17 protein-coding genes are annotated in these 24,161 nt (G+C 74.4%); 11 read left to right on the forward strand and 6 right to left on the reverse strand.

The window, feature by feature from the left end; all coding sequences use genetic code 11:
• Positions 1-181: 181 nt before the first annotated feature.
• On the forward strand, positions 182-2,044 hold the full coding sequence (locus IE272_RS30915; protein WP_190009104.1) for an AfsR/SARP family transcriptional regulator: 1,863 nt from the start codon (positions 182-184) through the stop codon (positions 2,042-2,044).
• 67 nt (positions 2,045-2,111) lie between these two features.
• Here the strand turns inward: IE272_RS30915 and lanKC are convergent, their stop codons facing one another.
• The 3 genes from lanKC to IE272_RS30930 all read right to left on the reverse strand — a co-directional run bounded on the left by lanKC (position 2,112) and on the right by IE272_RS30930 (position 6,350).
• Positions 2,112-4,724 carry a class III lanthionine synthetase LanKC gene (lanKC, locus tag IE272_RS30920; RefSeq protein WP_190009106.1) on the reverse strand — a complete coding sequence of 871 codons (2,613 nt, stop codon included), beginning with the start codon at positions 4,722-4,724 and terminating at the stop codon, positions 2,112-2,114.
• Positions 4,725-4,735: 11 nt separating this feature from the next.
• On the reverse strand, positions 4,736-6,028 hold the full coding sequence (locus IE272_RS30925) for an MFS transporter (protein ID WP_050360848.1): 1,293 nt from the start codon (positions 6,026-6,028) through the stop codon (positions 4,736-4,738).
• Between the two features lie 166 nt (positions 6,029-6,194).
• Positions 6,195-6,350, reverse strand: a complete 156-nt coding sequence (locus tag IE272_RS30930) for a hypothetical protein (RefSeq protein ID WP_164219961.1) — start codon at positions 6,348-6,350, stop codon at positions 6,195-6,197.
• 322 nt (positions 6,351-6,672) lie between these two features.
• Here IE272_RS30930 and IE272_RS30935 point away from each other — a divergent pair, with 322 nt between their 5' ends.
• The 9 genes from IE272_RS30935 to IE272_RS30975 all read left to right on the forward strand — a co-directional run bounded on the left by IE272_RS30935 (position 6,673) and on the right by IE272_RS30975 (position 17,453).
• Positions 6,673-7,797: a radical SAM protein gene (locus tag IE272_RS30935; RefSeq protein ID WP_190009108.1), complete on the forward strand. Its 1,125-nt coding sequence runs from the start codon at positions 6,673-6,675 to the stop codon at positions 7,795-7,797.
• Positions 7,794-8,549, forward strand: a complete 756-nt coding sequence (locus IE272_RS30940) for an iron-containing redox enzyme family protein (protein WP_056707038.1) — start codon at positions 7,794-7,796, stop codon at positions 8,547-8,549. The genes IE272_RS30935 and IE272_RS30940 overlap by 4 nt, the downstream gene beginning before the upstream one ends.
• Entirely contained in the window at positions 8,546-8,764 is a 219-nt protein-coding gene (locus IE272_RS30945) for an aroma-sacti cluster domain-containing protein (RefSeq protein WP_069756450.1), read from the forward strand. The genes IE272_RS30940 and IE272_RS30945 overlap by 4 nt, the downstream gene beginning before the upstream one ends.
• 171 nt (positions 8,765-8,935) lie before the next feature.
• Positions 8,936-12,226, forward strand: coding sequence for an adenylate/guanylate cyclase domain-containing protein (locus IE272_RS30950; RefSeq protein WP_190009110.1), 3,291 nt, complete (start codon positions 8,936-8,938; stop codon positions 12,224-12,226).
• A gap of 3 nt (positions 12,227-12,229) precedes the next feature.
• Positions 12,230-13,156, forward strand: coding sequence for a S8 family peptidase (locus IE272_RS30955; RefSeq protein WP_190009111.1), 927 nt, complete (start codon positions 12,230-12,232; stop codon positions 13,154-13,156).
• A complete protein-coding gene (locus IE272_RS30960; protein ID WP_056707046.1) occupies positions 13,140-13,760 on the forward strand; it encodes a GAF domain-containing protein in 621 nt (206 codons plus the stop codon). Before IE272_RS30955 ends, IE272_RS30960 begins: the two co-directional genes overlap by 17 nt.
• Before the next feature lie 76 nt (positions 13,761-13,836).
• Positions 13,837-14,625 (forward strand): sugar phosphate isomerase/epimerase family protein, encoded by a 789-nt coding sequence (locus tag IE272_RS30965; RefSeq protein ID WP_057662896.1) that lies wholly within the window; start codon positions 13,837-13,839, stop codon positions 14,623-14,625.
• Positions 14,626-14,834: 209 nt separating this feature from the next.
• Complete coding sequence (locus IE272_RS30970; protein WP_190009113.1) at positions 14,835-16,667, forward strand: glycoside hydrolase family 3 protein; 1,833 nt, start codon at positions 14,835-14,837, stop codon at positions 16,665-16,667.
• Positions 16,668-16,793: 126 nt separating this feature from the next.
• The gene (locus IE272_RS30975; RefSeq protein WP_050360931.1) at positions 16,794-17,453 is read left to right on the forward strand and encodes a hypothetical protein; all 660 of its coding nucleotides are present in this window, start codon (positions 16,794-16,796) and stop codon (positions 17,451-17,453) included.
• 52 nt (positions 17,454-17,505) lie between these two features.
• Here the strand turns inward: IE272_RS30975 and IE272_RS30980 are convergent, their stop codons facing one another.
• From IE272_RS30980 to IE272_RS30990, 3 genes are all read right to left on the reverse strand, one after another.
• Positions 17,506-18,990, reverse strand: a complete 1,485-nt coding sequence (locus IE272_RS30980; protein ID WP_050360860.1) for a S28 family serine protease — start codon at positions 18,988-18,990, stop codon at positions 17,506-17,508.
• A gap of 122 nt (positions 18,991-19,112) precedes the next feature.
• Positions 19,113-19,478: a hypothetical protein gene (locus IE272_RS30985; RefSeq protein WP_056707051.1), complete on the reverse strand. Its 366-nt coding sequence runs from the start codon at positions 19,476-19,478 to the stop codon at positions 19,113-19,115.
• Positions 19,479-19,716: 238 nt separating this feature from the next.
• Positions 19,717-23,448, reverse strand: a complete 3,732-nt coding sequence (locus IE272_RS30990; protein ID WP_056707052.1) for an ABC transporter ATP-binding protein — start codon at positions 23,446-23,448, stop codon at positions 19,717-19,719.
• Positions 23,449-23,759: 311 nt separating this feature from the next.
• On the opposite strand from IE272_RS30990, the gene IE272_RS30995 reads away from it, so the two are divergent.
• Positions 23,760-24,125: a hypothetical protein gene (locus IE272_RS30995; protein WP_047176708.1), complete on the forward strand. Its 366-nt coding sequence runs from the start codon at positions 23,760-23,762 to the stop codon at positions 24,123-24,125.
• Positions 24,126-24,161: the final 36 nt, after the last annotated feature.

A 24,161-nucleotide genomic window follows, 5' to 3' on the forward strand; every position in this document is an offset into this window, starting at 1 on the left:
GCCCGTCGTGGGCCCCTCGTGGGGGCCGGGGCGGGCAACATGGGGGCAGCGGGCCGTTTCGGTCGGGTGTCCGGCCGGAAAATGCGTGCGGGGCCCCGATGTGCGGGGGCCGGGGCGGCAGCAGGATCGGGGCGTGCGTACGGCCCAGACCGCCGCCCGTCCCCGTTCCGGAGGCCCGCTGATGACCCGACCTCCCGTCCGCACCGCTCCCACGGGTGCGGTGTACTTCTCCCTGCTCGGCCCGCTCACCGCCCGGCTGGACGGCCATGAACTGCCGCTCGGCCCGCGGAAGCAGCGCCTCGTCCTCGCCACGCTGCTGTCCCGCCCCAACACCCCCGTACCGGTGGAGGTCCTGACCGACGCGGTGTGGCCGGACGATCCGCCGCGTACCGCCCGCAAGAACCTCCAGGTGTACGTCAGTGCCGCCCGCACCCTTCTGGGTCCGGCCGGGCACGAGGGCCGGGACCGGGTGGTGCACGGCTGCGGCGGCTATCTGCTGCGGATCGCCGAGGGCGAGCTGGACACCCTGCGCTTCGGGTCGCTGGCCCGCGCGGGGCGGGCGGCCGCCGGGCGGGGTGATCTGGCCGGTGCGGCCCGGCTGCTGCGCGAGGCGCTGGACCTGTGGGAGGGGCCGCCGCTGAACGACCTGCGGGACTCCGCCGGGGTCGCCGAGGAGGCCGGGCGGCTGGAGGCCCGATGTCTGACCGTCTACGAGGACTGGGCGGAGACCGAGATCGAGCTGGGCCGGCCCGCCGTCGCGGTGGACGGGCTGCGGGACCTGGTGGAGCGGCATCCGCTGCGGGAGCGGCTCCGGGCCGCGTGGATGAACTCCCTGCACCAGTCGGGCCGGCAGGCAGAGGCGCTGGCGGTGTACGACGACTACCGGCAGCTGATGGCGCGCGAGCTGGGGCTGGAGCCGAGCCCGGCGATGGCGGCGCTGTACCGCTCGATGCTGGGGCGTGGGCGCGAGGCCCGGCGGCCCGCCCCCGCCCGGGAGGCGGTGGGTCCGGCGGCTCCGCCCGCCTGCACCGCGGCCTTCACCGGGCGCCCCGGGGAACTGCGGGAACTTCTGGAGGTGCTGGGCTGCGGCGAGGAGCGCGTGGTGGTCGTCTCGGGGCCGGCCGGGGCGGGGAAGTCGGCGCTGGCGCTGCGGGCGGCGCATCTGCTCGCCGACCGCTTCCCCGACGGCCGGGTCCGGGTCCGGGTCCGCCGGGAGGACGGTACGGCGCGGAGCCGGGCGGAGATCCTGGCGGAGCTGGGACGGCTGTGCGGGGTGGCGGGCAACGCCGCTCCCCCGGGGAACACGGCTTCCCCGGACGGCGGGGCGGGCGGTGACCGCGCGGCGACGGCGGCCCTCGCGGACGCCTGGCAGGAGTGGCAGGCCCGGCACCGGGCGCTGGTCGTCCTGGACGACGTGCCGGACGAGGCGTCCGTACGGGGGCTGTTGTCCCGGTCGGGGAAGTGTTCCGTACTGATCACCGCCCGGGGGCAGTTGGCCGGGCTCGCCCCGGTCCACCGGATCGCGCTGCCGGCGCTGGCGGACGGTGAGGCGCTGGAGCTGCTGGGGAAGCTGATCGGGGCGGGGCGGCTGCGGGCGGACCCGGGGGCGGCGTTGCGGATCGTCCGGGCGTGCGGGGGGCTGCCGCTGGCGGTGGAGGTGAGCGGGATGCGGCTGGCGGTGCTGCGGCACCTGCCGCTGGCGGAGTACGCGGACCGGCTCGACGACCCGTCGGCCGCGCTGGACGAACTGGTCGCCGGGGACGTATCCGTACGGCACCGGATCGCGTCCGGCTGGCAGGACCTGGCGGACGGCGACCGGTGGGTGCTCGGGCGGCTGGCGGGGCTCGCCGAGGCCGGGGGCTTCACCCTGGACCGGGCCACGGAGGCGCTGGGCTGCGGGGAGCGGGCGGCGATCCGGGCGGTCGAGTCGCTGATCGACGCGGGTGCGGTGACCTCGCCCGCCGGGGAGGTCACCGCGCACGCCGCGCTGTACGAGGTGCCGCGTCTGCTCGGCCTGTACGCCCACGAGCGCGAAGGCGTGTGAGGGTCCGGTTCCGCGCGGAAGGGCCCCGGGGCTGCGGCAGCCCCGGGGCCCTTCCGCGCGCGGTCGCTCAGCCCAGGGTGAGCAGCTCCAGCAGGCCGGTCTCCCCGGACCCGTCGGTCCCGTCGCGCCCGGTCTTTGCGCCGGAGAGGAAGTGCAGGGACATCAGCAGCCCCGCCGCTCCGGTGGCCAGGTCGGCGGAGCAGCGCATCAGCCCCGCCCCCGGGACGAACAGCCGGTCCTCGTCGGCGACCAGGTGCCAGGACAGGTTGCGTACGGAGGCGAGGACCCCGGGGGCCCCGCGGCCGTCCGGCGACAGGGCGCCCGCCACGGCCATGAGCCCCGCCCGGCCGGTGAACAGGCCTGGCTCGCGGACGAATTCGAAGGCACAGCCCTTGGCCACACCGGGCAGCAGGGCGGCGAGTGCCGGGAAGTCGCGGCGGGCCAGAAAGGCCCGGGCCACCAGGGCGAAACCGCCGCTCCCCTGGTCCAGGTAGAGGAAGTGCCGTCGGCCGTCCTTCACCTGGACGGTGCCGTCCGGCATGGTCACGCAGTGGGCCGCCTCCGCCTCCAGGGCCCGGCCGGCGGCCGCCAGGAACTGGTCGTCGCCGGTCAGGGCGTGCAGTTCGAGGTGGAGCAGGGCCGCACCGCTCAGCCCGCGCAGCAGCCCCGCCGACGCGGGCGCGCGCAGCCCCGGCACGGACTCGCCCCGCACCAGCCGGTCCAGGTCGTGGGCGGTGCGGGCCGCGGCGTCGACGAGGTCGTGGTCGATCTTGGCGTCGGGCGACCCGTTCTCCGCGCGGTCCGGCCGGGCCAGGCGCAGCGCGGCGAGCGCGCTGCCCGCGCGGCCGTTCATCAGGTCGGCCGAGGCGGACGGGGGCGCGGCGGCGGACCGTTCGTAGAGTTCCCGGCCCTCCTCCCGGCGGCCCAGCGCGGACAGCACCACCGCCGTGCCCGGCAGCCCGCCGTAGAGGCCGCCCGGCGCCGCGGGGTCCCGGCGCCGGGCCGTGTCGACGAGCCAGTCGGTCCAGACGCGCGGTACCGGGGCCCCGGTACGGTGCAGGGCGTGGAGCACCCCGGCCGCCCCGTGCGCGACGTCGCTGCCGCCGGTCGAGAAGACCTCGGGGTCCCCGGGGAAGAGGCGGTCGGTGCGCTCGGGCGTCGCCCCCGCGTGGATGCCCCGCAGCAGCCTCTCCCGCAGCCCGGCCCAGTCCGGCTCGGGACCGTCGAGCAGCGCGGCGGTCTCCCTCTCGCGGCCGTCGGTGCTCTCGGCGGCCCGCAGCACCGAGGGCCGGCGCGGTCCGGCCCCGGCGTCGAGGCCGTACCTCCGGCGGGCCCACCGTTCCAGGGTCAGGGCCTTGGCCCGGTCGTGGCCGGCCATCTCCATGATGGGCATCAGCATGTAGAGCCAGGTCGCCCAGAGGGCGTAGGCGTCGGCCTCCGCGCCGACGGTCCCGGCGGGCGCCTGGAGTCCCGGGGCTCCCGCCACCGGGGTGTCCCGGTCGTCCAGGGCCGTGGCGTACTCGAAGTCGATCAGGGCCACGCGGCCGTCGGGACGGATGATGATGTTGGAGGGGTGGAGGTCGCCGAAGCGCAGACCGCGCGCGTGGACGGCGGCCAGCGCCTCGGTCAGCCGCTCGGTCACCGACTCCACCCAGGCGGTGTACGGGGCGAGTTCGGCGGCGGTGCCGGTGCTGTGGAGCAGGGCGAAGCGGCCGACGATCTCCTCCAGGAGGGTGGCCCCCTCGATGTGCTCCTCGATCAGGAAGTGGTGCTCCCACACGGTCCGTACGCCGTACACCTCGGGAACGCAGTCCAGCCCGGCCAGCGCGGTCAGGGCCCGGTGCTCGCGGTGCAGCCGCGTCACCGCGTCGTCGCCCGCCTCGTCAAGACCGCTGTACGGCCGGGCCTCGCGGAGCACCACCTGCCGGCCGGTCTCCCGGTGCCGGGCCAGGTAGATGCCGCCCGCGTTGGAGAACTGGAGGGCTTCGGAGACGTCGTAGGGGAAGGCGGCGTCCCCGGCGGCGGCGCGGGCCGCCAGATGCGGGCGCAGCGCGTCGGGCACGGTGACCCACGGCGGTACCCGGAACACCACCCCGCGCTCGTCGGGCACCAGTTCGCCCGAGGGGTGGCGCAGGGCCAGCACCCGTTCGCCGTCCTCGTCGAGGCACCAGCGGGAGACGAACGCCCCGTACCGGACGTACACCGGGGCGTCGCCGATCCGCAGGTCGCTGAGGATGTACGGGCCGCGGCGGCCGGCGAGGGCGCGGGTCAGCTCGTCCAGCACCCGCAGGAAGGCCGTCTCGTCCGGCGGGTAGACCGTGATGAACTTCCCGGCGCCCGCACGGGACATGTACTTGCCGGACATCAGCAGGAGCGCCCGCTCGCTGCGGAGGAACTTGAACGGCACCCCGTGGGCCCGGCAGATCCGGGCGGTGTCGAGCAGGGTCTCCTCGGCCTCCTCCGGGACGGTGGAGACATGGATCTTCCAGCCCTGCCCGGCCGGTTCGCGGTCCTCGGGGAGCAGGGAGGTCCACAGGCCGCCGGCGATCCGGCGCCAGCCCTCGCCCGGCGGATCGGAGTCCAGCGGGTAGCGGGTGCCCTCGTCCTGGAGCCGGGCGGGGGTCTCGTAGTACCTGCGGTCGGCGAGGCAGTAGAGCTGGGTCTGGTGGAGACCGGGCACGGGGTTCCTCCTCAGGGTGCGCCGGGACCCGCGGCGTCGGGGGCCGGGGCGGTCGCCGGGCGGGTGGAGACGGTTCCGGCCGGTTCCGGCTTCTCCCGGGCGGCGGCGGCCCCGGCCCGGACGGAGGGGGCGAGCGTCACGACGGCCGCCGAGACGGCCAGCACGCAGCCGATCACGCCGAAGGCGGCGCTGCTGTCCAGCGTGGCGAGCAGGAAGCCGCCGGCGAGCGGGCCGAACGGCTGGACGATCGAGGAGAGGAAGCCCGCGGCGCTCTGCACCCGCCCGATCCGGTCCTCGGGAGTGACGACCAGCAGGGTCGAGAGGAAGCCGATGCTGGCGACCGTCGAGAGGCACATGCAGAGCGCGCAGAGCAGTCCGGCCACCAGCGGGCTGCTGAGCCAGGCCAGCACCGCGGCCGTTCCCACGCAGCTCCAGCAGGTGATGACGATGAGCGTCCGGACGTGGCGCTCCGCCGCGAACCGGGGTGCGATCAGCGCACCGGCGAGGGCGCCCGCCGAGACGCAGGTGATGACGAAGCCGCCGCCGAGGCCGGAGCGCCCGCTGTCGGAGAAGACGGCGAGCGCCGAGAAGGTGAGGGCGCCGAAGGAGAAGTTCATGCCCAGCCCGAAGACGAGCAACACCGTCCGCAGATAGGGGAGTTGCCACAGGAAGGAGAGCCCTGCGGTGAGTTCCCGGCGGCTGAACACCGAACCCGCCCTGGTCCTGGCCGCCGAGCGGGTCCGCACGAGCGCCACACAGACGGTGGAGAGGAACAGCCCGAGGAACTGGGCGGTGAAGGGCAGGGCCTGATGCACGCCGAACAGCGCGCCTCCGACGAGCGGGCCGACCAGCCGGGCCGTGGAGGTGCGCGCCTGGAGCCGGGCGGTCGCCGTGCTCATCTGGTCCGGCGGCACGACCGCGCGCATCAGACCGAACGCGGCGGGGGCGTAGACGCTGTTCAGTACGGCGCCGGAGGTCGCGACCAGCAGGACGAGGGCCATCGGGGCGTGCCCGTTCCACACGGCGAGGGCGAGAGCGGTGACGGCCGCCAGGCTGCCCACGTCGCACAGGCGCATCAGCCGGCGGCGTTCGACCCGGTCGGCCATGACCCCGCCCGGCAGCATCGTGATCAGCACGGCGCAGACGGCCACCGTTCCCACAGCGCCGGCCTGCACGGCGGAGCCGGTCTCCTTGAGGATCAGCAGGGGCAGCGCGATGGCGCTCATCTGGCCGCCCAGAGCGGCGAAGAGGCCGCTCAACCAGAGCAGCCGGAAATCACGGTTGGAACGGAGCGGCTCGGCCATCGGGGCTCCCGTAGGTCATGGTCGTCGGCTGCGCGGGACGGGGCGGCCTCCGCGGTGCGCGGAGGCCGCCCCGGCTTCGGCCGGCGCCACGGCTGCGGGGCACGGGCCCCGTCGGACGTGGCCAAGGACGTGCGGAACAGTCCTTACGGCCGCACGGTCCGTCCGGTCAGCCGAGGACGAGGCTCACGGTGCTGACGCAGTTGCCGGGGGGCTGGATGATGTCGTGGTTGTTGGCCGTCTCCTGGAGGTCCAGGACGGAGTGCGCCTCGACCTCGGGGGTCTCCTCGGCGTCGCCGGCGGCGGGCTTGGTGTTCTCGGACATGGTGGTCTCCATCCACTCGTCACAGCGGGGCCGGGTTCCGTCGGGGATCGCCCCTCGGTTGTCCGGTGCGGCCGGCCGGTGCCTGCCGTTGCCGAGAAAGTTAGGAAGCCGGGCCTGGCGATCGCTTCGGCGGCGGTATGGCTCCGGTATCGGGCCAGTTGGCGGCGTACGGAGCCCGGCCCGAGGGCCCCGGCTGCGGCCCGGGGACCCGCCCCGACCTGGGCCCATACCGCCACCGAAGCACCTTCGGACCGTCCGCGAACCGGCGCGGCGGAGCCTGGGTACGCGCCCGACGCGCCCAGCCCCGAAGGAGGCGGCCCGCATGGAACTCGCCGAACTCGTCGCACGGCGGCCCTTCCCGGCCGCCGGTCTGCTCCTCGGCCTCACCCGGCGCTGCCCCCTGCGCTGCGCGCACTGCTCGACCGGCTCGGACCTGTTCACCCGGGAGGAGCCGGACGGCGGTCAACTGGAGCGCTTCGTCGCCTCGTTCAGCGAGGAGAACCGGCCCGACGTCGCCATGCTCACCGGCGGGGAACCGCTGCTGCTGCCCGCGCTCGCCGAACGGCTGAGCACGCTGGCGCGCAGCGCCGGGTCCCGTACCGCGCTGCTCAGCGGCATGTTCTTCGCCCGGTCCGCGAGCAGGCGCGGCCGGAGAGGCGCCGCGATTCCTCCCGCGATCCTGCGCGCGATCCGCTCCGTCGACCACTTCTCGGCCTCCCTCGACGTCCACCACGAGCGCGAGGTCCCGCGCGCCGACGTGTTCCGCGCCCTGCACCGGATCCGGGACGAGGGCGTGGCCGTGAGCTTCCACCTCACCGGGACCGGCGCGTCCGACCCGTATCTCGCCGACATCACCCGGGCGGTGGAGAAGGAGTTCGGCGGCCGGGTCCCCTGCCTCGTCAACGAGGTGCGGCCGTTCGGCCGGGCCGCCTCGTGGGCCAGGCCCGCCCGCACCGGCCCCGACCCGGCGGCGGCGTCGCCGTGCTCGATGGCCGCCTGGCCGGTGGTCGCCTTCGACGGCCGGGTGCTGGCCTGCTGCAACCAGGACACGGTCGACCGGCGGCCCGTACCGGCCCATCTGGACCTCGGGCACATCGGCGTCGACGACTGGGCGACCGTGCGCCGCCGGGCGCTGGAGTCCCCGGTGCTGCGCATGCTCCGCACGGTCGGGCCCACGCATCTGGCCGCCCGGTACGGCTCCGGCCCCGGGACGGGCTCCTACTGCGACGGCTGCCGGGCGCTCGACGGCGACGAGGCGGCGGCGGCCGGGGCCCGTGCCGTGGCGGGCGGGGCGGCCGGAGCGCTGCTGGACCTGACGGCCGCGGTGCGCGGCTCCCGGGAGGGCGCGCAGGGCGTCGTGCGCCGCCACGGCTGCGCGGCGTACGCGCCGCTGGTCGTCACGGGCGGGCCGCCGCTGCCGGAGACCGAAGCGCAGGACCTCCGATGAGCGCGACAGCCAACGCCGTGCCGCTCGGCACCACGGGGGCCTCCGCCCGTCTGCGGGTCAAACTCCTCCTGCTGGAGCCGGAGTTCCGGGACGCCACCCACCACATGTGGCGTGCCGACGGGCTGTTGCCGCGCTACCGGACGTACCTGTGCACCATGCACGCCGTCATCCGCGCCTCCGTCCCGCTGATGGAGCTGGCCCTCGACCGCGCCCGCGTCCGGGCCGCGTCCGGCGATCCGCTGGCGGCGCCGCTCGCCGCGTACCTGGAGGAGCACATCCGGGAGGAGGAGGGCCATGACGCCTGGCTGCTGGAGGACCTCAGGGCGGCGGGCGGCGACCCCGAGGACGCGCTCGGCCCGCTGCCCTCCCCCCTGGTCGCCTCGCTCGTCGGGCCCCAGTACTACTGGATCGAGCACCACCACCCGGTCGCCCTGCTCGGCTACATCGCCGTACTGGAGGGCTACGCGCCCGCCCCCGGTCTCACCGGCCGTATCGCCCGGCTGACCGGACTGCCCGCCGCCGCGCTGCGGACCGTACGGGAGCACTCAGTGATCGACACGGAGCACCTGGACGAGCTGTACGCGCTGCTGGACCGGCTGCCGCTCGGCCGGGGGCCGGAAGCGGCCGTGGCGGTCAGCGCGCTGCACTCCCTCGACGCGCTCACCCAGCTGTTCGTCCGGCTCGGGCGCTCCGCACCGGCGCCGTCGCTGCGGGGAGCCGGACCTGTCCCACCGATGGGAGTCACACCATGACCGGACCACCCGAGAACGGCCGACGGCCGGTGCTGCCCGACGCGTTGTACGAGGCGGGCTTCCCCGTCGACCTGCTCACCGAGGAGCAGCGCGAGGTGCTGAGCGGGCTCACCCCGGAGGAACTGGCGGTGCTGCTGGACGTCAAGGGCCGGCTGGACGCCGTGGGGCCGGAGGTCCAGGCGCACGGCGAGATCGCCGGCGGCGCCCTGTTCTGACCGGCGGCCGGTGACCAGTCACCGGCTGTTCCGACCGACGGCCGGTGACCGATCACCGTTACGGGCCCGGCGCCGGTTCACCGCCGCCGGGCCCGTGCATGCCGGGGAGACCGCCCGGTGAACCCGCCCGACACCCCCTGACCGCACGGCCCCCGGGAGAGAAGGACCCCCATGAACTGCTCCTCGTGCCAGCAGGACCTGCCGCCGACGGCCCGGTTCTGTTCGTCCTGCGGGACGCCGTGCGCGACCACCGGGACCGCCGGGGCCGGACCCGCCCCGGCCGCACCCGCCGGTGACGAACGCAAGCCGGTGACCGTGCTGTTCTGCGATCTCGTCGGGTCCACCGCGCTGTCGGGGGTGCTGGACCCGGAGACGCTGCGCACGGTGACCCTGCGCTACTTCGAGGCGATGAGCGCCGAGATCGTGGCTCGGGGCGGCACCCCGGAGAAGTTCATCGGGGACGCGGTGATGGCCGTGTTCGGCGTACCGGTGGTCCGTGACGACGACGCCCGCCGGGCGCTGGCCGCGGCGCTCGGGATGCGCCGGGCGCTGGCCCGGCTGAACGAGGAGCTGGACGCCACCCTGGGCATCGAGCTGACCACCCGTATCGGCGTCAACACCGGTCAGGTGGTGGCGGGTTCGGACACGACCGCCCGGCAGGCCCTGGTCTCCGGGGAGACCGTCAACATCGCCGCCCGGCTGGAGCAGAACGCGGGCCCCGGCGAGATCCTGATCGGCCCGGAAACCCTGCTCGCCGCCGGCCCGACGGTGCGGGCCGAACCCACCGGGCCGCTGCGGCTGAAGGGCAAGCGGGATAGTGTGGAGGCCCACCGGCTGCTGGCGCTGGGCGCGGACGACCCCGAACTGCTGCGCCGCTTCGACGTCCCCTTCGTCGGCCGCGACGCCGAACGGCGAGCGCTGGACGCCGCCCTGGAGCGGGCCGCCCGCGGCGACGGGGCCGGGCTGCTGCGGGTCACCGGGGAGGCGGGCATCGGCAAGACCCGGCTGGTACGGGAGTGGCTGGCGCTGCGGTCGGCGTCCGGGGCGCTGGTGTACGGCGCGGGGCGGTGCCGCAGTTACGGGGACCACGGCACGCTCGCCCCGCTGGCCGACGCGGTGCGTTCGCTGGTGGCGGCCGGGAGCGCGCCCACGCCCGGACGCGGGTCCGGGCCTGCGGACGGGCCTGCGGACGACGTGAAGGACGCGGCCGGCGGTCTCGCGGTCGACGACGCGATGGCCCTGCTGTCCGGGGGTCTGCTGCGCGACGGTACGCCGAACGCGCCCTTCGAGGACATGTGCGCGGCCCTGACGGCGGTCCTGGAGCGGGCCGCCCTGGTCCGCCCGGTCGTCCTGGTGCTGGACGACTGGCACGCGGCGGCCCCGCTGCTGGTCCGCACGGTGCGCCGACTGGCGGACGGCTCGGGGTGCGCGGGGGTGCTGCTGCTCTGCGCCGGGCGGCCGGACGGGCCGGACGAGGGGGACGGGCCCATCGGCGGTGACGAGCCCGTCGGTGGTGCGGGGCAACTCCAGCTCACCGGCCTGCCGCCCGATGAGGCGGCGCGGCTGGCGGCCGGTCTCGCCGGTCCGGACAGCGGGCCCGCCCCGGTGGACGACCGGCTCCTGGCGCGGGCCGGGGGCAATCCGCTCTACCTGGAACAGCTCCTGGTCGGCGACCGGGCGGACCCGGCGGCCGCCTCCCGTCCGGGGGAACCCGCCGCCGAGGAGGATCTGCCGCCCACGCTCCAGGCCCTGCTGGGTGCGCGCATCGGGGCCCTGGCCAGGGCGGAGCGCGGAGTGGTGGACCTGGCCGCGGTGATCGGCCGGGAGTTCACCGCGCCGGAACTGGTCCGGCTGGAGCTGTCCGTACGGGCCGGGGAGGGCCACGACGCCGGGCAGCTCGCCGGGGCGACCGGGGCGGCCGGGGCGGCCCCGGAGCACCGGCGGTACGTCGAGGAGGCGTTGGCGGTGCTGGGCCGTCGCCGTCTGGTGGAGTCGGGGCCGTCGGACGGCCGGGAGGCGGCGGCGTACCGGTTCAGCAGCGGACTGGTGCACGAGGTCGCGTACGCGTCGCTGTCCAAGCGGGCCAAGGCGGAACGCCATGCCTGGGCGGCGGAGCTGCCCAGCGTGCTGCGGAGCGGCGACGGCGCGGTCGGCGGTCATCTGGAGCGCGCCTACCGCTACCGCGCGGAGTTGGGCCTGCTGGACGATCCGGCCCGGCGGCTGCGCGAACGGGCCGCCGCCGCGCTGGGCCGGGCCGGGGCGCAGGCCGCCGCCCGGTCCGACCTGCACTGGGCGCACGGCCTGCTGGAGCGGGCGGTGGACCTGTGCCCCGGGGATCCGGCGGCGACGCGGCGGCTCGGCGAGGTACGGGTGGCGCTGGGCCGCACCGGGGAGGGGGCCGAACTGCTGCGCCGGGTACGGGACTCGGGGGCCGACGCGGTGGAGGCCGCGCATGCCCGCCTCGCGCTCGCGGTGCTGGATCCGGGCGGCCCGGGGCCCGGCCCCGCCGCCGTGGCCCGGGCCGTGCTCCCGGTGTTCGAAGCGGCCGGGGACTCGACCGGCCGGGCGCGGGCCCATCTGCGGCTCGCCCAGCAGTTCCAGCGGTCCGGGCGGCACGAGGAGGCGGAGCGGGACCAGGCGCGGGCCCTGGAGCACGCGGTGCTGGCCGGTGCGGAGCCGGAACGGGCCGGGGCGCTCGGCGCGATCGGCGTCTCCCTGTGGCGGGGGCCGGTTCCGGTGCCCGCCGCGGTGATCCGCTGCCGGGCGCTGCTGGCGGCGCACGGGGCGGGCCGGCCCACGGTCCGGGTCACCCTCAACTGCCCGCTGGCGGTGCTGTACGCGCTCCAGAGCCGGCCCGACGAGGCGTACCACTGCCTGGCCGAGGCGGAACGACTGGCCGGGAAGCTGGGGTTCGCGGAGGCGGAGGTGTTCCTTCCGGTGTTCCGGGCGACGGTGGAGGCGCTGCTCGGCAACGGCGCGACGGCCCTGGACCTGCTCGGCCGGGCGGACGCGGCGGCCCGGCGCACGGGTGCGGCCGGGATGCGGACGGCGGTGGCGCTGGACGCGGCCCGGCTGGAGCTGGACGCGGGCCGGGAGGACCGGGCGGCCGCCCGGCTGGCGGGCGTCGGCGACACATCGGGGCTGAGCCGGGCGGACGCGGTGGATCTGGCGGGGCTGCGGGCCCGGCTGGCGGTGCGGGACCGCCCGCAGGAGGCGGCGGAACACGCGGACCGGGCGGTCCGGGCCTCGCTGCTCACGGACTCCCCGCTGGTGCAGGCGACGGCCGAGCTGGACCGGGCGCAGGCACTCGCCGCCCTGGGCCGGTGGCCGGAGGCCGGGGTCTCGGCCCGGTCGGCCGGGGCGCACTTCACGGGCAAGGGGCATCTGCCGGGGGTGCGCCGGGTCTCCGGCTTCCTCGCGAATCCGCCCCGGCCCATGGCCACGACGAGGGAGAGGAGCTGACCGATGACGACCACGGAACCGGAACGGACGGGGCCGGGAGAGCCGCGACCGGCCCCGGGGGCACGCAGGGCCCCGGGGCAGGGGCTGACCTGGAGTCTGCGCGGGCGCGGCCCGGAGGACGTACCGGTGCTGGCGGACCCCGGGCCACCGCTCGGCCGCCCCGCCGGGCCCGCCACCGGGCGCGGCGTACGGGTGTGCGTGGTGGATTCGGGTGTGGAGCGGGACCATCCGCTGATCGGCCCGCTGGCCGGTTCCTGGGTGGTCGTCAAGGACGCGGAGAGCGGGGAGATCACGGTCGAGCCGACGACCACCGGGGACACCTGCGGGCACGGCACCGCGTGTGCGGGCATCGTCCGCCGGACCGCCCCGGAGTGCGAGATCCACAGTGTGCGGGTGCTCGGTGAGCGGTTCTCCGGCACCGGCGACGTCCTGATGGCCGGGCTGCGCTGGGCGGTGGAGCAGGGCTTCGACGTGATCAACCTCAGCCTGTCGACCACCCGCACCCGGTTCGCGCAGGAGCTGCACAGCCTGGCCGACAGCGCCTACTTCGCCCGTACGGTGATCGTCGCCTCGGCCCACAACACCCCGGTGGAGAGCTTTCCGTGGCGGTTCGCCTCGGTGATCTCGGTCGGCAGCCATCAGGAGGACGACCCCGAACTGCACCTGTACAACCCGGATCCCCCGGTGGAGTTCTTCGGTCCCGGCCAGAACGTGACCGTGCCGTGGCTGGGCGGCCGGACGATCCGCACCACGGGGAACAGCTTCGCCACGCCGTACGTCGCCGGGCTCTGCGCCCGCGTCCTGTCCGCGCATCCCCGGATGACGGCCTTCCAGCTCAAGAACGCCCTCTATCTGTCCGCGGCCAATGTGCGCCACGCGCCGCGTCCTTCCACTGCGGCAGGAGATATCCGTGATGACTCAGAGAACTGATTCCGCCCCGTCCCTCTCCCCCGCCGCCGCCCCGGACGCCGACGCGCCGCGCAGCGAGCTGCTCCAGTCCGTCGTCGATGTGGCCCGCGCCATCTTCGGGGCCGAGGCAAGTTCGGTCTTCCTCCTCGACGAGGAGGCGGACGAGCTGGTCTTCCAGGCCGTGTCCGGGCAGGGCGAGGAGTTCCTCGTGGGCCGCCGGTTCCCGGCCGGCCGCGGGATCGCCGGGTGGGTGGCGACCTCCGGCGAACCGATGGTGGTGGACGACCTGAGCGCCGATCCGGCCTTCGACCGCTCGCTGGCCGAGTCGACCGCGTACGTGCCGAACTCCCTGATGGCGGCCCCGCTCATCAGCGACTCCCGGATCCTCGGCGTGCTGGAGGTACTGGACCCCTCCCCGCAGGCCCGGTCGGGCGTCCGGGAGCTGGACCTGCTCGCGATGTTCGCCCGGCAGGCCGCCGCCGCCCTGCGGGTGATCACCCCGGAGCGGGTGCGGGAGGCCGAGCAGCGCGCGGCGTCCGGCGCGGGCCTGCTGGAGGGTGCGCGGCGCGAGGACGCGCTGAAGCTGCTGGGTAGCCTGGAGCGACTGCTGCGGGGAACCGGCTGAGGAGGCCGGCGTCCGGGAGTGACCACCGGCCCGGCGGGCAGGAGCGGGGCGACGGCACTAGGGAAGGACACGCACGATGAAGCTCGCATTCTCCACCCTCGGGGTGCCGGGAACGCCGGTCTCCGAGGTCGTCCGGCTCGCGGCCGCGAACGGCTACCGAGGGGTGGAGCTGCGCGTCCACCCCGAGGAGCCGGTGCACCTGGGGCTCTCGTCGCTGGAACGGGCCGATGTGGTCGAGGAGTTCAAGGCCGGCGGGGTGGAGATCCTGGCTCTCGCCGGGTATGTGAGGGCGGCTGCCGAGGGGGACGACGAACCGGTCCTGGCGGAGCTGTCCGAACTGGTGAAGCTGGCCCGGGACCTGGGCGCGTCCTACGTCCGGGTCTTCCCCGGCGGCGGCGACCAGGAGCAGGCGGAGGCCGACGCGACGGCCGCCCGACGGCTCGGAGCGGCCGCACCGGCCGCCGCCGACATGGGCGTGAGCATCCTGCTGGAGACCCATGACTCGCACCGGGCGGGCCTCGACGCAGCCCGGGTGGTCGCCGCGGTCGGGCATCCCCGGGTCGGCGCGATCTGGGATGTGCTGCACACCTGGCTCGCCGGTGAGGAGCCGGCCGCCAGCCGTGCGGTGCTCGCCCCGCACCTGGGATACGTCCAGGTGAAGGACGTCGCGTCGGCGGACGACCTCACGCCGGTGGCGCTGGGCTCCGGGGTGGTTCCGCTGGCGGACTGCCTGGACGGGCTCGATCCGGATACGTGGGTGTGCTGGGAGTACGAGAAGCGCTGGCACCCGGGGGCGCCGGAGCTGCCGGGTCTGCTGGGCGCGGGGCGCGAGCACCTGCTGCGGCTCGGGGCGCCGAAGCAGTAGCGGCGGGGCGGTACGGGGGCGCGGGGACCGGTGCGAGGCGGTGTCCCCGCGCTTTTCCGCGTCCGGGCGAGGCCGTGTGCCGGTGCGCTTCCGCCTTCCCCCGTTCGCGTGCGGGGCGTGACGCGGGCGGCCCACCCTCTTGACCGGAAGTTATTTTCCCTATAAGCGTACTCACTTGAAAGTTTCTTTCACCCCAGGAAGGAGCTCACGTGCCCCACCGCACCTCAAGACGCACCCTTCTCACCGCCACCGCGGCCGCCACGGCGGCGGCGGCCACCGGCGTCCTCGCCGTCCCCTCCACCGCGTCCGCGGACTCCACGAACACCTCCACCGACCGCCGGCTGCGACGGATCATCGCCGGGATGAGCCTGGAGGAGAAGGTCGGCCAGCTCTTCGTGATGCGGGTCTACGGGCACTCCGCCACCGACCCCGACCAGGCCGACATCGACGCGAACCTCAAGGAGATCGGGGTCCGTACGGCCGCCGAGTTGATCTCCACGTACCACGTCGGCGGCATCATCTACTTCACCTGGGCGCACAACACCCGCGACCCGTACCAGATCGCCGAGCTCTCCAACGGCCTCCAGCGCGCGGCCCTCGCCGGGCGTTCCCGGCTGCCGCTGCTCGTCTCCACCGACCAGGAGCACGGCATCGTCTGCCGGGTCGGCGAACCCGCCACGCTGCTCCCGGGCGCGATGGCCCTGGGCGCGGGCGGCTCGCGCTCCGACACCCGCCGGGCGGCCTGGATCGCGGGCGCCGAACTGGCCGCGCTCGGCGTCAACCAGAACTACGCGCCGGACGCCGACGTCAACGTCAACCCGGCCAACCCGGTCATCGGCGTGCGGTCCTTCGGCTCCGACCCCGCCTCGGTCGCCGCCCTGGTCGCGGAGCAGGTGAAGGGCTATCAGGGCGCGGGCATCGCGTCGACCGCCAAGCACTTCCCCGGCCACGGCGACACCAGCACCGACAGCCACACCGGGCTGCCCGTCATCAACCACACCCGCGCGCAGTGGGAGGAGCTGGACGCCCCGCCGTTCCGCGCCGCGATCCGGGCCCGTATCGACTCGATCATGACCGCGCACATCGTGGTCCCCGCACTCGACCCGTCCGAGGACCCGGCCACGCTCTCCCGGCCGATCCTCACCGGCATCCTCCGCGAGGAGCTGGGCTACGACGGGGTGGTGGTCACCGACTCGCTCGGCATGGAGGGCGTGCGCACGAAGTACGGCGACGACCGCGTGCCGGTCCTCGCCCTGCTGGCGGGCGTGGACCAGCTGCTGAACCCGCCGAACCTCTCCGTCGCCTGGAACGCCGTGCTGGAGGCGGTGCGGGGCGGCGAGATCAGCGAGGCGCGCGTCGATGAATCGATCCTGCGGATCCTGCGGCTGAAGAGCCGTCTGGGCCTGTTCCGGGACCCGTTCGTCAGCCGGCGGGGCGTCGAACGGACGGTCGGCAGCCGCGCCCACCGGGCCGCCGCCGACCGGATCGCCGAGCGCACGACGACCCTGCTCGCCGACCCGGGCTCGCTGCTGCCGCTCTCCCGCCGCAGCCACCGCAACCTGCTGGTGGTGGGAGCCGATCCGGCCTCCCCCTCCGGGACGACGGGCCCGCCGACCAGCACCCTCGCGAACGCCTTCGGTGAACTGGGCTTCACCGCGAGGGCGTTGTCCACCGGTACGGCTCCGAACCAGGCGAAGATCGCCGAAGCGGTCGCCGCCGCCGAGGGCAGGGACGCGGTGGTCGTGGCGACGTACAACGTCACGGCGACCAGCTCGCAGCGCACCCTGGTCACGGCCCTCGTGGCGACCGGCGTCCCGGTGGTCACCGTCGCCGTCCGCAACCCGTACGACGTCGCCCATCTCACCGGGACCGGAGTCGCCGCGAGCCTCGCCGCGTACTCCTGGACCGACGTCGAACTGCGCGCCGCCGCCCGGGTGATCGCGGGCCACGCCGATCCGGAGGGCACCCTCCCGGTCCCGGTGCAGCGCGCGGACGACCCGACGCAGGTGCTGTATCCGGTGGGCCACGGACTGTCGTACTAGCCCTACGGCGGCCGGACGGCCCCGCCCTCCGGCCGAGGACGCAAAGCACCCCGCGCACCTGGCGTGGCCCCGCTCCGGCGGGCCACGCCGGGTGTACGTCTGTACGGACGTATCGGGGGTTTCTTCATGGATGAGCACACTTCCCCGGGGGGCCGGGCCCGGGTCCGGGGCGCGGTCGGGGTCGCGGTCCTGGCCGTGGTCCTGCCGGTCGCCGCGCTCCTGCTGACGGCCTGCCGGATCCCGGACGGGACGGTCACCGACGACCGGGGGCCCGCGCCTGTCCCCGCCTCGCCCGGCCCGTCAGCGTACGGGGTGGTGTTCCTCGGCCCCGGCGACTGCAGTTCGCGGGGCCCGGAGATCCGGGAGGTGTTCTGCCGCAGCGAGAAGGCCGCGGCCACCGTGCTCGCCCGGCACCTGGGCACCCCGTCGTCGGGACCGCCCTGCCCGGACGCCACGGACTTCGTCCTGCATGTCTCGGAGACGGGCACCGGGGCCCGTTCCCGGCTCACCACCGGCTACGCCTGCATGCGGAATCTGGAGCCCCCGCATCCGGGCGACCCGGGGCAGGGAGGCGGCCCGCTGACCGTGGTCGGGGACTGTGTCACGGCCTCCCGCGCGGGCGAGGTCACGGAGACCGCCTGCGCGGACACGGGCGGCCGTGCCCCGCGCTACCGGGTGGAGTCGGCGGTGCGGCAGCGGGCGCAGTGCCCCGGCGCCACGGACCTGTTCGTCGCCCTGGGCGGGGACAGGCCGGTGGGCTGCGCCCGCCGGTCACCTGGAGAGTGACCGGAGGAGGCAGCCCACCGGGGACGGCCGCGAGGAGAAAAGCGTGGCCGCGCTACGGGCGCAGCGTGGCCTCGTCGCGCTCGATCTCACCGTTGCGCTGGTCCAGCCTGGTGTCGAACTTCGCCAGCGGCTTCGCCTTGGCCGGGTCCGCCTCGACGGCCGCCGGGGCGACGCCCGCCCAGCGCAGGATCGCGGCGGTGGCCTTCGCCTTCTCGTCGCCGGGGAGACCGGAGACCTTCGAGCCGTGGTTGCCGCCGGGGACGGTGTAGACGTAGCTGTCCTTCGCGCCGCGTCCGAGGCGGAACGGCTCCGCGCTCCACGGGTCGTTCTGGCCGTTGACGTACATCATCTGCCGGGCGTTGCGCTTGACCCAGCGGTCGACGTCCCGCATCGCGCCCCGGTCGAACGTCATCGGGATGGAGCGGGGCACGAAGTTGCGCGGGGGCTGGTAGCCGTAGCGGCTCAGGTTGCCGAGCCAGGGCTGCTTGATGTCCGGCGACCCGAGCTGGGTGCCCGCCTGGTAGTAGTACGGGGTGTACGTCTCCAGGCCCTGGTCGATGTAGCCGGAGAAGCCGGCGATGGCGTCGACGGAGTTCCAGATGTCCTCGTCGGTGGCCTTCTTGGCGTCGGCCGGGATGTCCACGCAGTCGGCGAGCAGGCTGTACTGCCAGAACGCGAACGTGTAGTCCATGACCGTGGCCTCGTAGGCGCGGTCGAGGGAGCCGACGGTGTTGAAGGTCCAGCCGTTGGCGGCGGCCAGCTCCTTGTACTTCTTCTGGAGCGGGGCCCGGCGGATCAGCGCCTCGCGCTGCACGCCCGCCAGCTTGTCGCGGCACTCCTGGGTCCCGACCTTGGCGAAGAACCGGTCGTACGCCGAGTCCTCCTTGTCGTTGACGTCGTTGGGCGCGACGTAGGCGACGACGCCGTCCATGTCCTTCGGGTAGAAGCGCTCGAAGTACGTGGCGGTCATCCCGCCCTTGGACCCGCCGGTGGCCAGCCACTTCTTGTCGTAGATCTTCTTCAGCGCCGTGAACACCCGGTGCTGGTCGCTGGCGGCCTGCCAGATGTCCAGCTTGGACCAGTCGGCCGGGGCCGGCCGGGACGGGGTGAAGTAGCGGTACTCCAGCGAGACCTGGTTGCCGTCGATGATCTGCGTCGGCTCGCTGCGGCTGGGGTTCGTGGAGACGTTGTAGCCACTGGTGAAGAAGACCGTCGGGCGGCTCACGTCCTTGTGCAGCAGCGTCAGGCGCTGCTGGAACGTGCCCTTGGACGGGCGCCGGTGGTCGACCGGCTGGGTGTAGTTGAGGACGAAGTAGCGGTAACCCGCGTACGGCTTCTCCTCGATCAGGCTCATGCCCGGGATGGCCAGGATGCGGTCCTTGATGTCCTCGTTGCTCGCTTCGCTGCCTCCGGCAGCGCCGCTGCTCCGCTTCGCGGCCGGCTCCGCGGCGGTGGCCGCACCGGCCGAGGCCCCCGTGGCTCCGACCGTGCCTATGAGCACAGCGAGCGAGAGAACCCCTGTGAGCGCCTTGCGCATGCACCCTCCCCTTGATTCACAACAGTCGCCGTGAACTTATCGGGGCAACACACGCCACGCCAGACCCGGTTGTCCGTGTCAGTGAAGAAGTCGGCGGAGAAGGGGGGAAGCCGGCGGAAAGGTCAGCAGAGAATCCATCCGGTGGCGGCGGATTTCTTGCCGATCGCGCCGGTGGCCCGTACGCACCGGTTGAGCGCGTTGACCGTGACCGGGCCGGCCATCTTGGTGTATTTGCCCTTGTCGGAGACGGCGCGTCCGCCGCGCGCCTGGAGCGTGACGCTCATCGTCCGCCGCTTGCCGGGCTTCTTCGCGACAGTCACCGCGCAGACATGGGCGCGGCTCTTGTAGACGCGCAGCTCTCCCGTGGAAAACCCGACCGTCTTCGCCGGGCGGCCGGAGCAGCCGGAGGCGGCCCGGGCGACGCCGGGGGCGCCGAGCAGGGGCACGAGTCCCGCCAGCAGGAACAGGACGAGAAGGCGGGCCAGCAACGGCCGTCCCCCCGGCCCCGTCCGTCCGGCCGGTCCGGCTGCCTCCGCCGGTCCCGCAGCCCCCGCCGGTCCTGCCGGCCTCATGGGTCTCACCGGCTCCGCAGCTCTGCCGAACACATTCGCCCCCACCTGACGTCTGTACGCACCTGTGCGTCCCTGGCTACGACGCAGCAGACCCGTGGGAGGTTGCACCGCCGGACCCGATGGACCCGGCGGACCCGATGGACCCCGTGGCCGTTCAGACGCCCGCCGGCTCGTCCTCCCCTATGCCCTCGCCGATGAAGGTGCGCCACAGCCGGGCGTACGGCCCGCCCCGGGCGAGCAGCTCGTCGTGCGTGCCGTCCTCGACGACGCGCCCGTGGTCCATGACCACGACACGGTCGGCGCGGGCGGCGGTGGTCAGCCGGTGGGCCACCACCAGCGTGGTGCGGCGGCCGGTGAGGCGGTCGGTGGCCTGGTTGACCAGGGCCTCCGTGGCGAGGTCCAGGGCGGCGGTGGCCTCGTCCAGGAGCAGGACGTCCGGGTCGACCAGCTCGGCGCGGGCCAGCGCGATGAGCTGCCGCTGTCCGGCGGAGAGGTTGCGGCCGCGCTCGGCGACCTCGTGGAGATACCCGTCCTCCAGCGTGGCGATCATCTCGTGCGCGCCGACCGCGCGGGCGGCGGCCTCCACCCGGGCGTCGGTGGCGTCGGGGAGCCCGTAGGCGATGGCGTCGCGGACCGTGCCGGCGAAGAGGTACGCCTCCTGCGGGACGACGCCGAGGCGGTGCCGGTAGGCGGTCATGTCGAGGGTCCGCAGATCGGCCCCGTCGGCGGTGACCCGGCCGCCCGTGGGGTCGTAGTACCGGGCGACGAGCTTGACGAGGGTCGACTTGCCCGCCCCCGTCTCCCCGACGAACGCCACCGTCTGGCCGGCCGGGATGCGCAGATCGACACCGGTCAGCGCCTCCTCGTCGGAGCCGTACGCGAAGGAGACGTCCTCGAACGCGATCTCGCCGCGCAGCGAGAGCACGTCGAGCGGCTCGTCCGGGTCGGCGGTCGAGGTGGGCTCGCGCAGCAGCTCCTGGATGCGGCCGAGGGAGACGGTCGCCTGCTGGTAGCCGTCGAAGACCTGGGAGAGCTGCTGGACGGGGGCGAAGAACAGCTCGATGTAGAGGAGGTACGCGACCAGGGCGCCGACGGTCAGCGTGCCGTTGTCGACCCGGCCCGCCCCGACGATGATCACGGCGGCGGCCGCGATCGAGGCCAGCAGCTGGACGAACGGGAAGTAGACGGAGATCAGCCACTGACCGCGTACCCGGGCCTGGCGGTAGTGGTCGCTGCGCTCGGCGTAGCGGGCGGCCCCGTCGTCCTCGCGGCCGAAGGCCTGGACGATGCGGAGGCCGGAGACGGACTCCTGGAGGTCGGCGTTGACGGCGCTGATGCGGGTCCGGGCCAGCTCGTACGCCTTGACGCTGCTGCGCCGGAAGAAGAAGGTGCCGATGATCAGCACGGGCAGGGTGGCGAAGACGACCAGGGCGAGCTGGATGTCCAGGACGAGCAGCGCGACCATGATGCCGAAGAAGGTGACCACGGAGACGAAGGCGGTGACCAGCCCGGTCTGGAGGAACGTGGCGAGCGCGTCCACGTCCGTGGTCATCCGGGTCATGATCCGGCCGGTCAGTTCCCGCTCGTAGTAGTCGAGGCCGAGCCGCTGGAGCTGGGCGAAGATCTTCAGGCGGAGCGCGTAGAGGATCCGCTCGCCGGTCCGGCCGGTCATCCGGATCTCGCCGGTCTGGGCCACCCACTGGACGAGCACAACGACGAGGGCGATCGCGGATGCGGCCCACACCGCGCCGATGGAGAGCTGGGTGACGCCCTCGTCGATGCCGTGCCGGATCAGGACCGGCAGCAGCAGGCCCATGCCGGCGTCGACGGCGACGAGCCCGAGGCTGATCAGCAGAACCGCGCCGAAGCCGCGCAGCAGCCGGCGCAGCCCGTAGGAGTCCTCGGGACGCACGGCGGCGGCCTCGTCGACGTCGGGGGTGTCCGTGGCGGGCGGCAGAGCCTCGACCTGGGCGAGCAGTTCGGGTGTCGCGGGCATACCGCCGACCGTGGTGTCCCGCTCCTCCTCCTTGCGGATCCACAGCTCGGGGGTGATGCCGCGCTCCGCGTCGAACTCGGCGTCCAGCTCCTCCAGGAGGGCACGGTCGTCCTCGGGGTCGGCCTCGGTGCGGGGCGGCCGGTGGCCGGGCGAGGTGCCGCCCAGCTCGTCGGGGTCGGTGAGGAGGCGGCGGTAGAGCGCGGAGGTGCGCTCCAGCTCCGCGTGGGTGCCGACCGCGGCGAGCTTCCCGCCGTCCAGGACGGCGATGCGGTCGGCGAGCTGGAGGGTGGAGCGGCGGTGGGCGATGAGGAGCGTCGTACGGCCCGCCATCACCTGCTTGAGGGCCTCGTGGATCTCGTGCTCGACGCGGGCGTCGACGGCGGAGGTCGCGTCGTCGAGGAGGAGGAGCCGGGGGTCGGTGAGGATGGCGCGGGCGAGGGCGACGCGCTGGCGCTGGCCGCCGGAGAGGGTGAGCCCGTGCTCGCCGACGGTCGTGTCGTAGCCGTTCGGCAGGTCGGAGATGAACCCGTGGGCCTGGGCGGCGCGGGCGGCCTGTTCGATCTGCTCCTGAGGGGCGTCGGGGAGGCCGTAGGCGATGTTGGCGCGGATGGTGTCGGAGAACAGGAAGCTGTCCTCGGGGACGAGCCCGATGGCGGAGCGCAGGGACGCCTGGGTGAGTTCGCGGACGTCGTGGCCGCCGATGAGGACGGCCCCGTGGGACACGTCGTAGAAGCGGGGCACCAGGAGGGAGACGGTGGACTTGCCGCTGCCGGACGCGCCGACGACGGCGACGGTCTCGCCGGGTTCGACGGTGAGCGAGAACCCGTCGAGGACGGGGCGCTCGTCGTCATAGCCGAAGCGTACGTCGTCGAACTCGATCCCGGCCGGGGCGTCGGCGGGCAGTTCCTTGGTGCCGTCCTGCATCGAGGGCTCGGTGTCGATGAGCTCCAGGACGCGTTCCACACCGGCCCGGGCCTGCTGCCCGACGGTGAGGACCATGGCGAGCATCCGGACCGGGCCGACGAGCTGCGCGAGGTAGGTGGAGAAGGCGACGAACGTGCCCAGCGTGATCTCGCCCCGGGTGGCCAGCCAGCCGCCGAGGGCGAGCATGGCGACCTGGCCGAGCGCGGGCACCGCCTGGAGGGCGGGGGTGTAACGGGAGTTCAGGCGGATGGTGCGCAGCCGCCCGGCGAACAGCCGGCGACCGACCTCGCGGAGCTTGCCGGTCTCCTGGTCCTCCTGGCCGAAGCCCTTGACGACCCGGACCCCGGAGACGGACCCGTCGACGACTCCGGCGACGGCGGCGGCCTGGCTCTGGGCGTACCAGGTGGCGGGGAAGAGACGCGTACGGGAGCGGCGGGCGATGAACCAGAGGGCGGGGGCGACGGCGAGGGCGACGAGGGTCAGGGGCAGCGAGAGCCACGCCATGATCACCAGGGAGATGAGGAAGAGCAGCACGTTCCCGATGGTCATCGGGAGCATGAACAGCAGCCCCTGGATCAGCTGGAGGTCGCTGGTGGCGCGGCCGACGACCTGCCCGGTGGACAGCTCGTCCTGACGTTTCCCGTCGAGCCGGGTGATCGTCGTGTACATGTCCGTACGCAGGTCGTGCTGGACGTCCAGGGCGAGCCGGCCGCCGTAGTACCGGCGGATGTAGGTGGCTATGTAGACCAGGACGGCCGCGCCGATGAGCAGCCCGGTCCAGACGGCGAGGGAACGGGTGTGGTCGGTGACCACGTCGTCGATGATCACCTTGGTGATGAGCGGCACGAGGGCCATGACGGCCATTCCGGCGAGCGACGAGCCGAGAGCGAGCACGACGTTGCGCCGGTACCGCCACGCGTACCCGGTCAGCCGCCGGCCCCACCCCTGTTGCTCTGCGCCCGTCACGCGTTGCCTCCCGTTTCGGCCTGTCCGCCGGCCTGTCCGCTGATCCAGCTGTTCCACCGGTGACCTGGCTCCGAATCCAGCCGTTCCACCTGGCCTACCGGAAGGCACCAACGCCCGGGGCTGCGGATTTCATCCCGCCGCAACAAAGGGGGCGGCAAACGGGGCCGATGGTCGGGGGCGTGCGGTACCGGGGTCCTAGGACCGGTTCGGGGCCCCGGCCGGGCGGGTAGTAACCCGCGGCGGACCCGGCCGACCCAGGGCGGAGCCGGGGCCGGCCACAGGCCGGAGGACCTCTCGAAGGGGCAGGAACCATGGCGAACGACCGGCTCACCGAGGCCTACCGCTGCGGACAGCTCTTTGCGGCGCTCGCCGCTCTGGAGCGCCTCAGCGAGGGCACGCACCACTCCTTGGGGAAGCCCGGGGTGCGGCGGCAGGTGTCCACCGAGCCGCGCAAGCACCTCACCGTGCATCTGTGGCAGGCGGGCCGCTATCTGGCCGGCGCGGCCAACCGGGACCAGGGGCCCGCCGCCGCGGTGATATTCCGGCAGCTGCCGGACCTTCTGCCGCGCCGCCGGGAACTGCCCGGGGAGATCCGGGACCCGGCGGAGCGGGCCCGGTTCCAGGAGGGCGTCCAGGCACAGGAGGCCGCGATCGAGAAGGCGCTCGCGGAGCTGTGAGCGGGTCCCCGGCCCGGCGTGCGCCGGGCCGGGGAC

It is taken from the genome of Streptomyces anulatus (genome assembly GCF_014650675.1).
Classification (GTDB): Bacteria; Actinomycetota; Actinomycetes; order Streptomycetales; family Streptomycetaceae; genus Streptomyces; species Streptomyces anulatus.

Bases quoted from the DNA above. Each gene is read 5' to 3' on its own strand.
- IE272_RS30915 (WP_190009104.1), top strand. From the start codon at position 182: ATGACCCGACCTCCCGTCCGCACCGCTCCCACGGGTGCGGTGTACTTC.
- IE272_RS30925 (WP_050360848.1), bottom strand. From the start codon at position 6,028: ATGGCCGAGCCGCTCCGTTCCAACCGTGATTTCCGGCTGCTCTGGTTG.
- IE272_RS30930 (WP_164219961.1), bottom strand. From the start codon at position 6,350: ATGTCCGAGAACACCAAGCCCGCCGCCGGCGACGCCGAGGAGACCCCC.
- IE272_RS30935 (WP_190009108.1), top strand. From the start codon at position 6,673: ATGGAACTCGCCGAACTCGTCGCACGGCGGCCCTTCCCGGCCGCCGGT.
- IE272_RS30940 (WP_056707038.1), top strand. From the start codon at position 7,794: ATGAGCGCGACAGCCAACGCCGTGCCGCTCGGCACCACGGGGGCCTCC.
- IE272_RS30945 (WP_069756450.1), top strand. From the start codon at position 8,546: ATGACCGGACCACCCGAGAACGGCCGACGGCCGGTGCTGCCCGACGCG.
- IE272_RS30950 (WP_190009110.1), top strand. From the start codon at position 8,936: ATGAACTGCTCCTCGTGCCAGCAGGACCTGCCGCCGACGGCCCGGTTC.
- IE272_RS30955 (WP_190009111.1), top strand. From the start codon at position 12,230: ATGACGACCACGGAACCGGAACGGACGGGGCCGGGAGAGCCGCGACCG.
- IE272_RS30960 (WP_056707046.1), top strand. From the start codon at position 13,140: ATGACTCAGAGAACTGATTCCGCCCCGTCCCTCTCCCCCGCCGCCGCC.
- IE272_RS30965 (WP_057662896.1), top strand. From the start codon at position 13,837: ATGAAGCTCGCATTCTCCACCCTCGGGGTGCCGGGAACGCCGGTCTCC.
- IE272_RS30975 (WP_050360931.1), top strand. From the start codon at position 16,794: ATGGATGAGCACACTTCCCCGGGGGGCCGGGCCCGGGTCCGGGGCGCG.
- IE272_RS30980 (WP_050360860.1), bottom strand. From the start codon at position 18,990: ATGCGCAAGGCGCTCACAGGGGTTCTCTCGCTCGCTGTGCTCATAGGC.
- IE272_RS30995 (WP_047176708.1), top strand. From the start codon at position 23,760: ATGGCGAACGACCGGCTCACCGAGGCCTACCGCTGCGGACAGCTCTTT.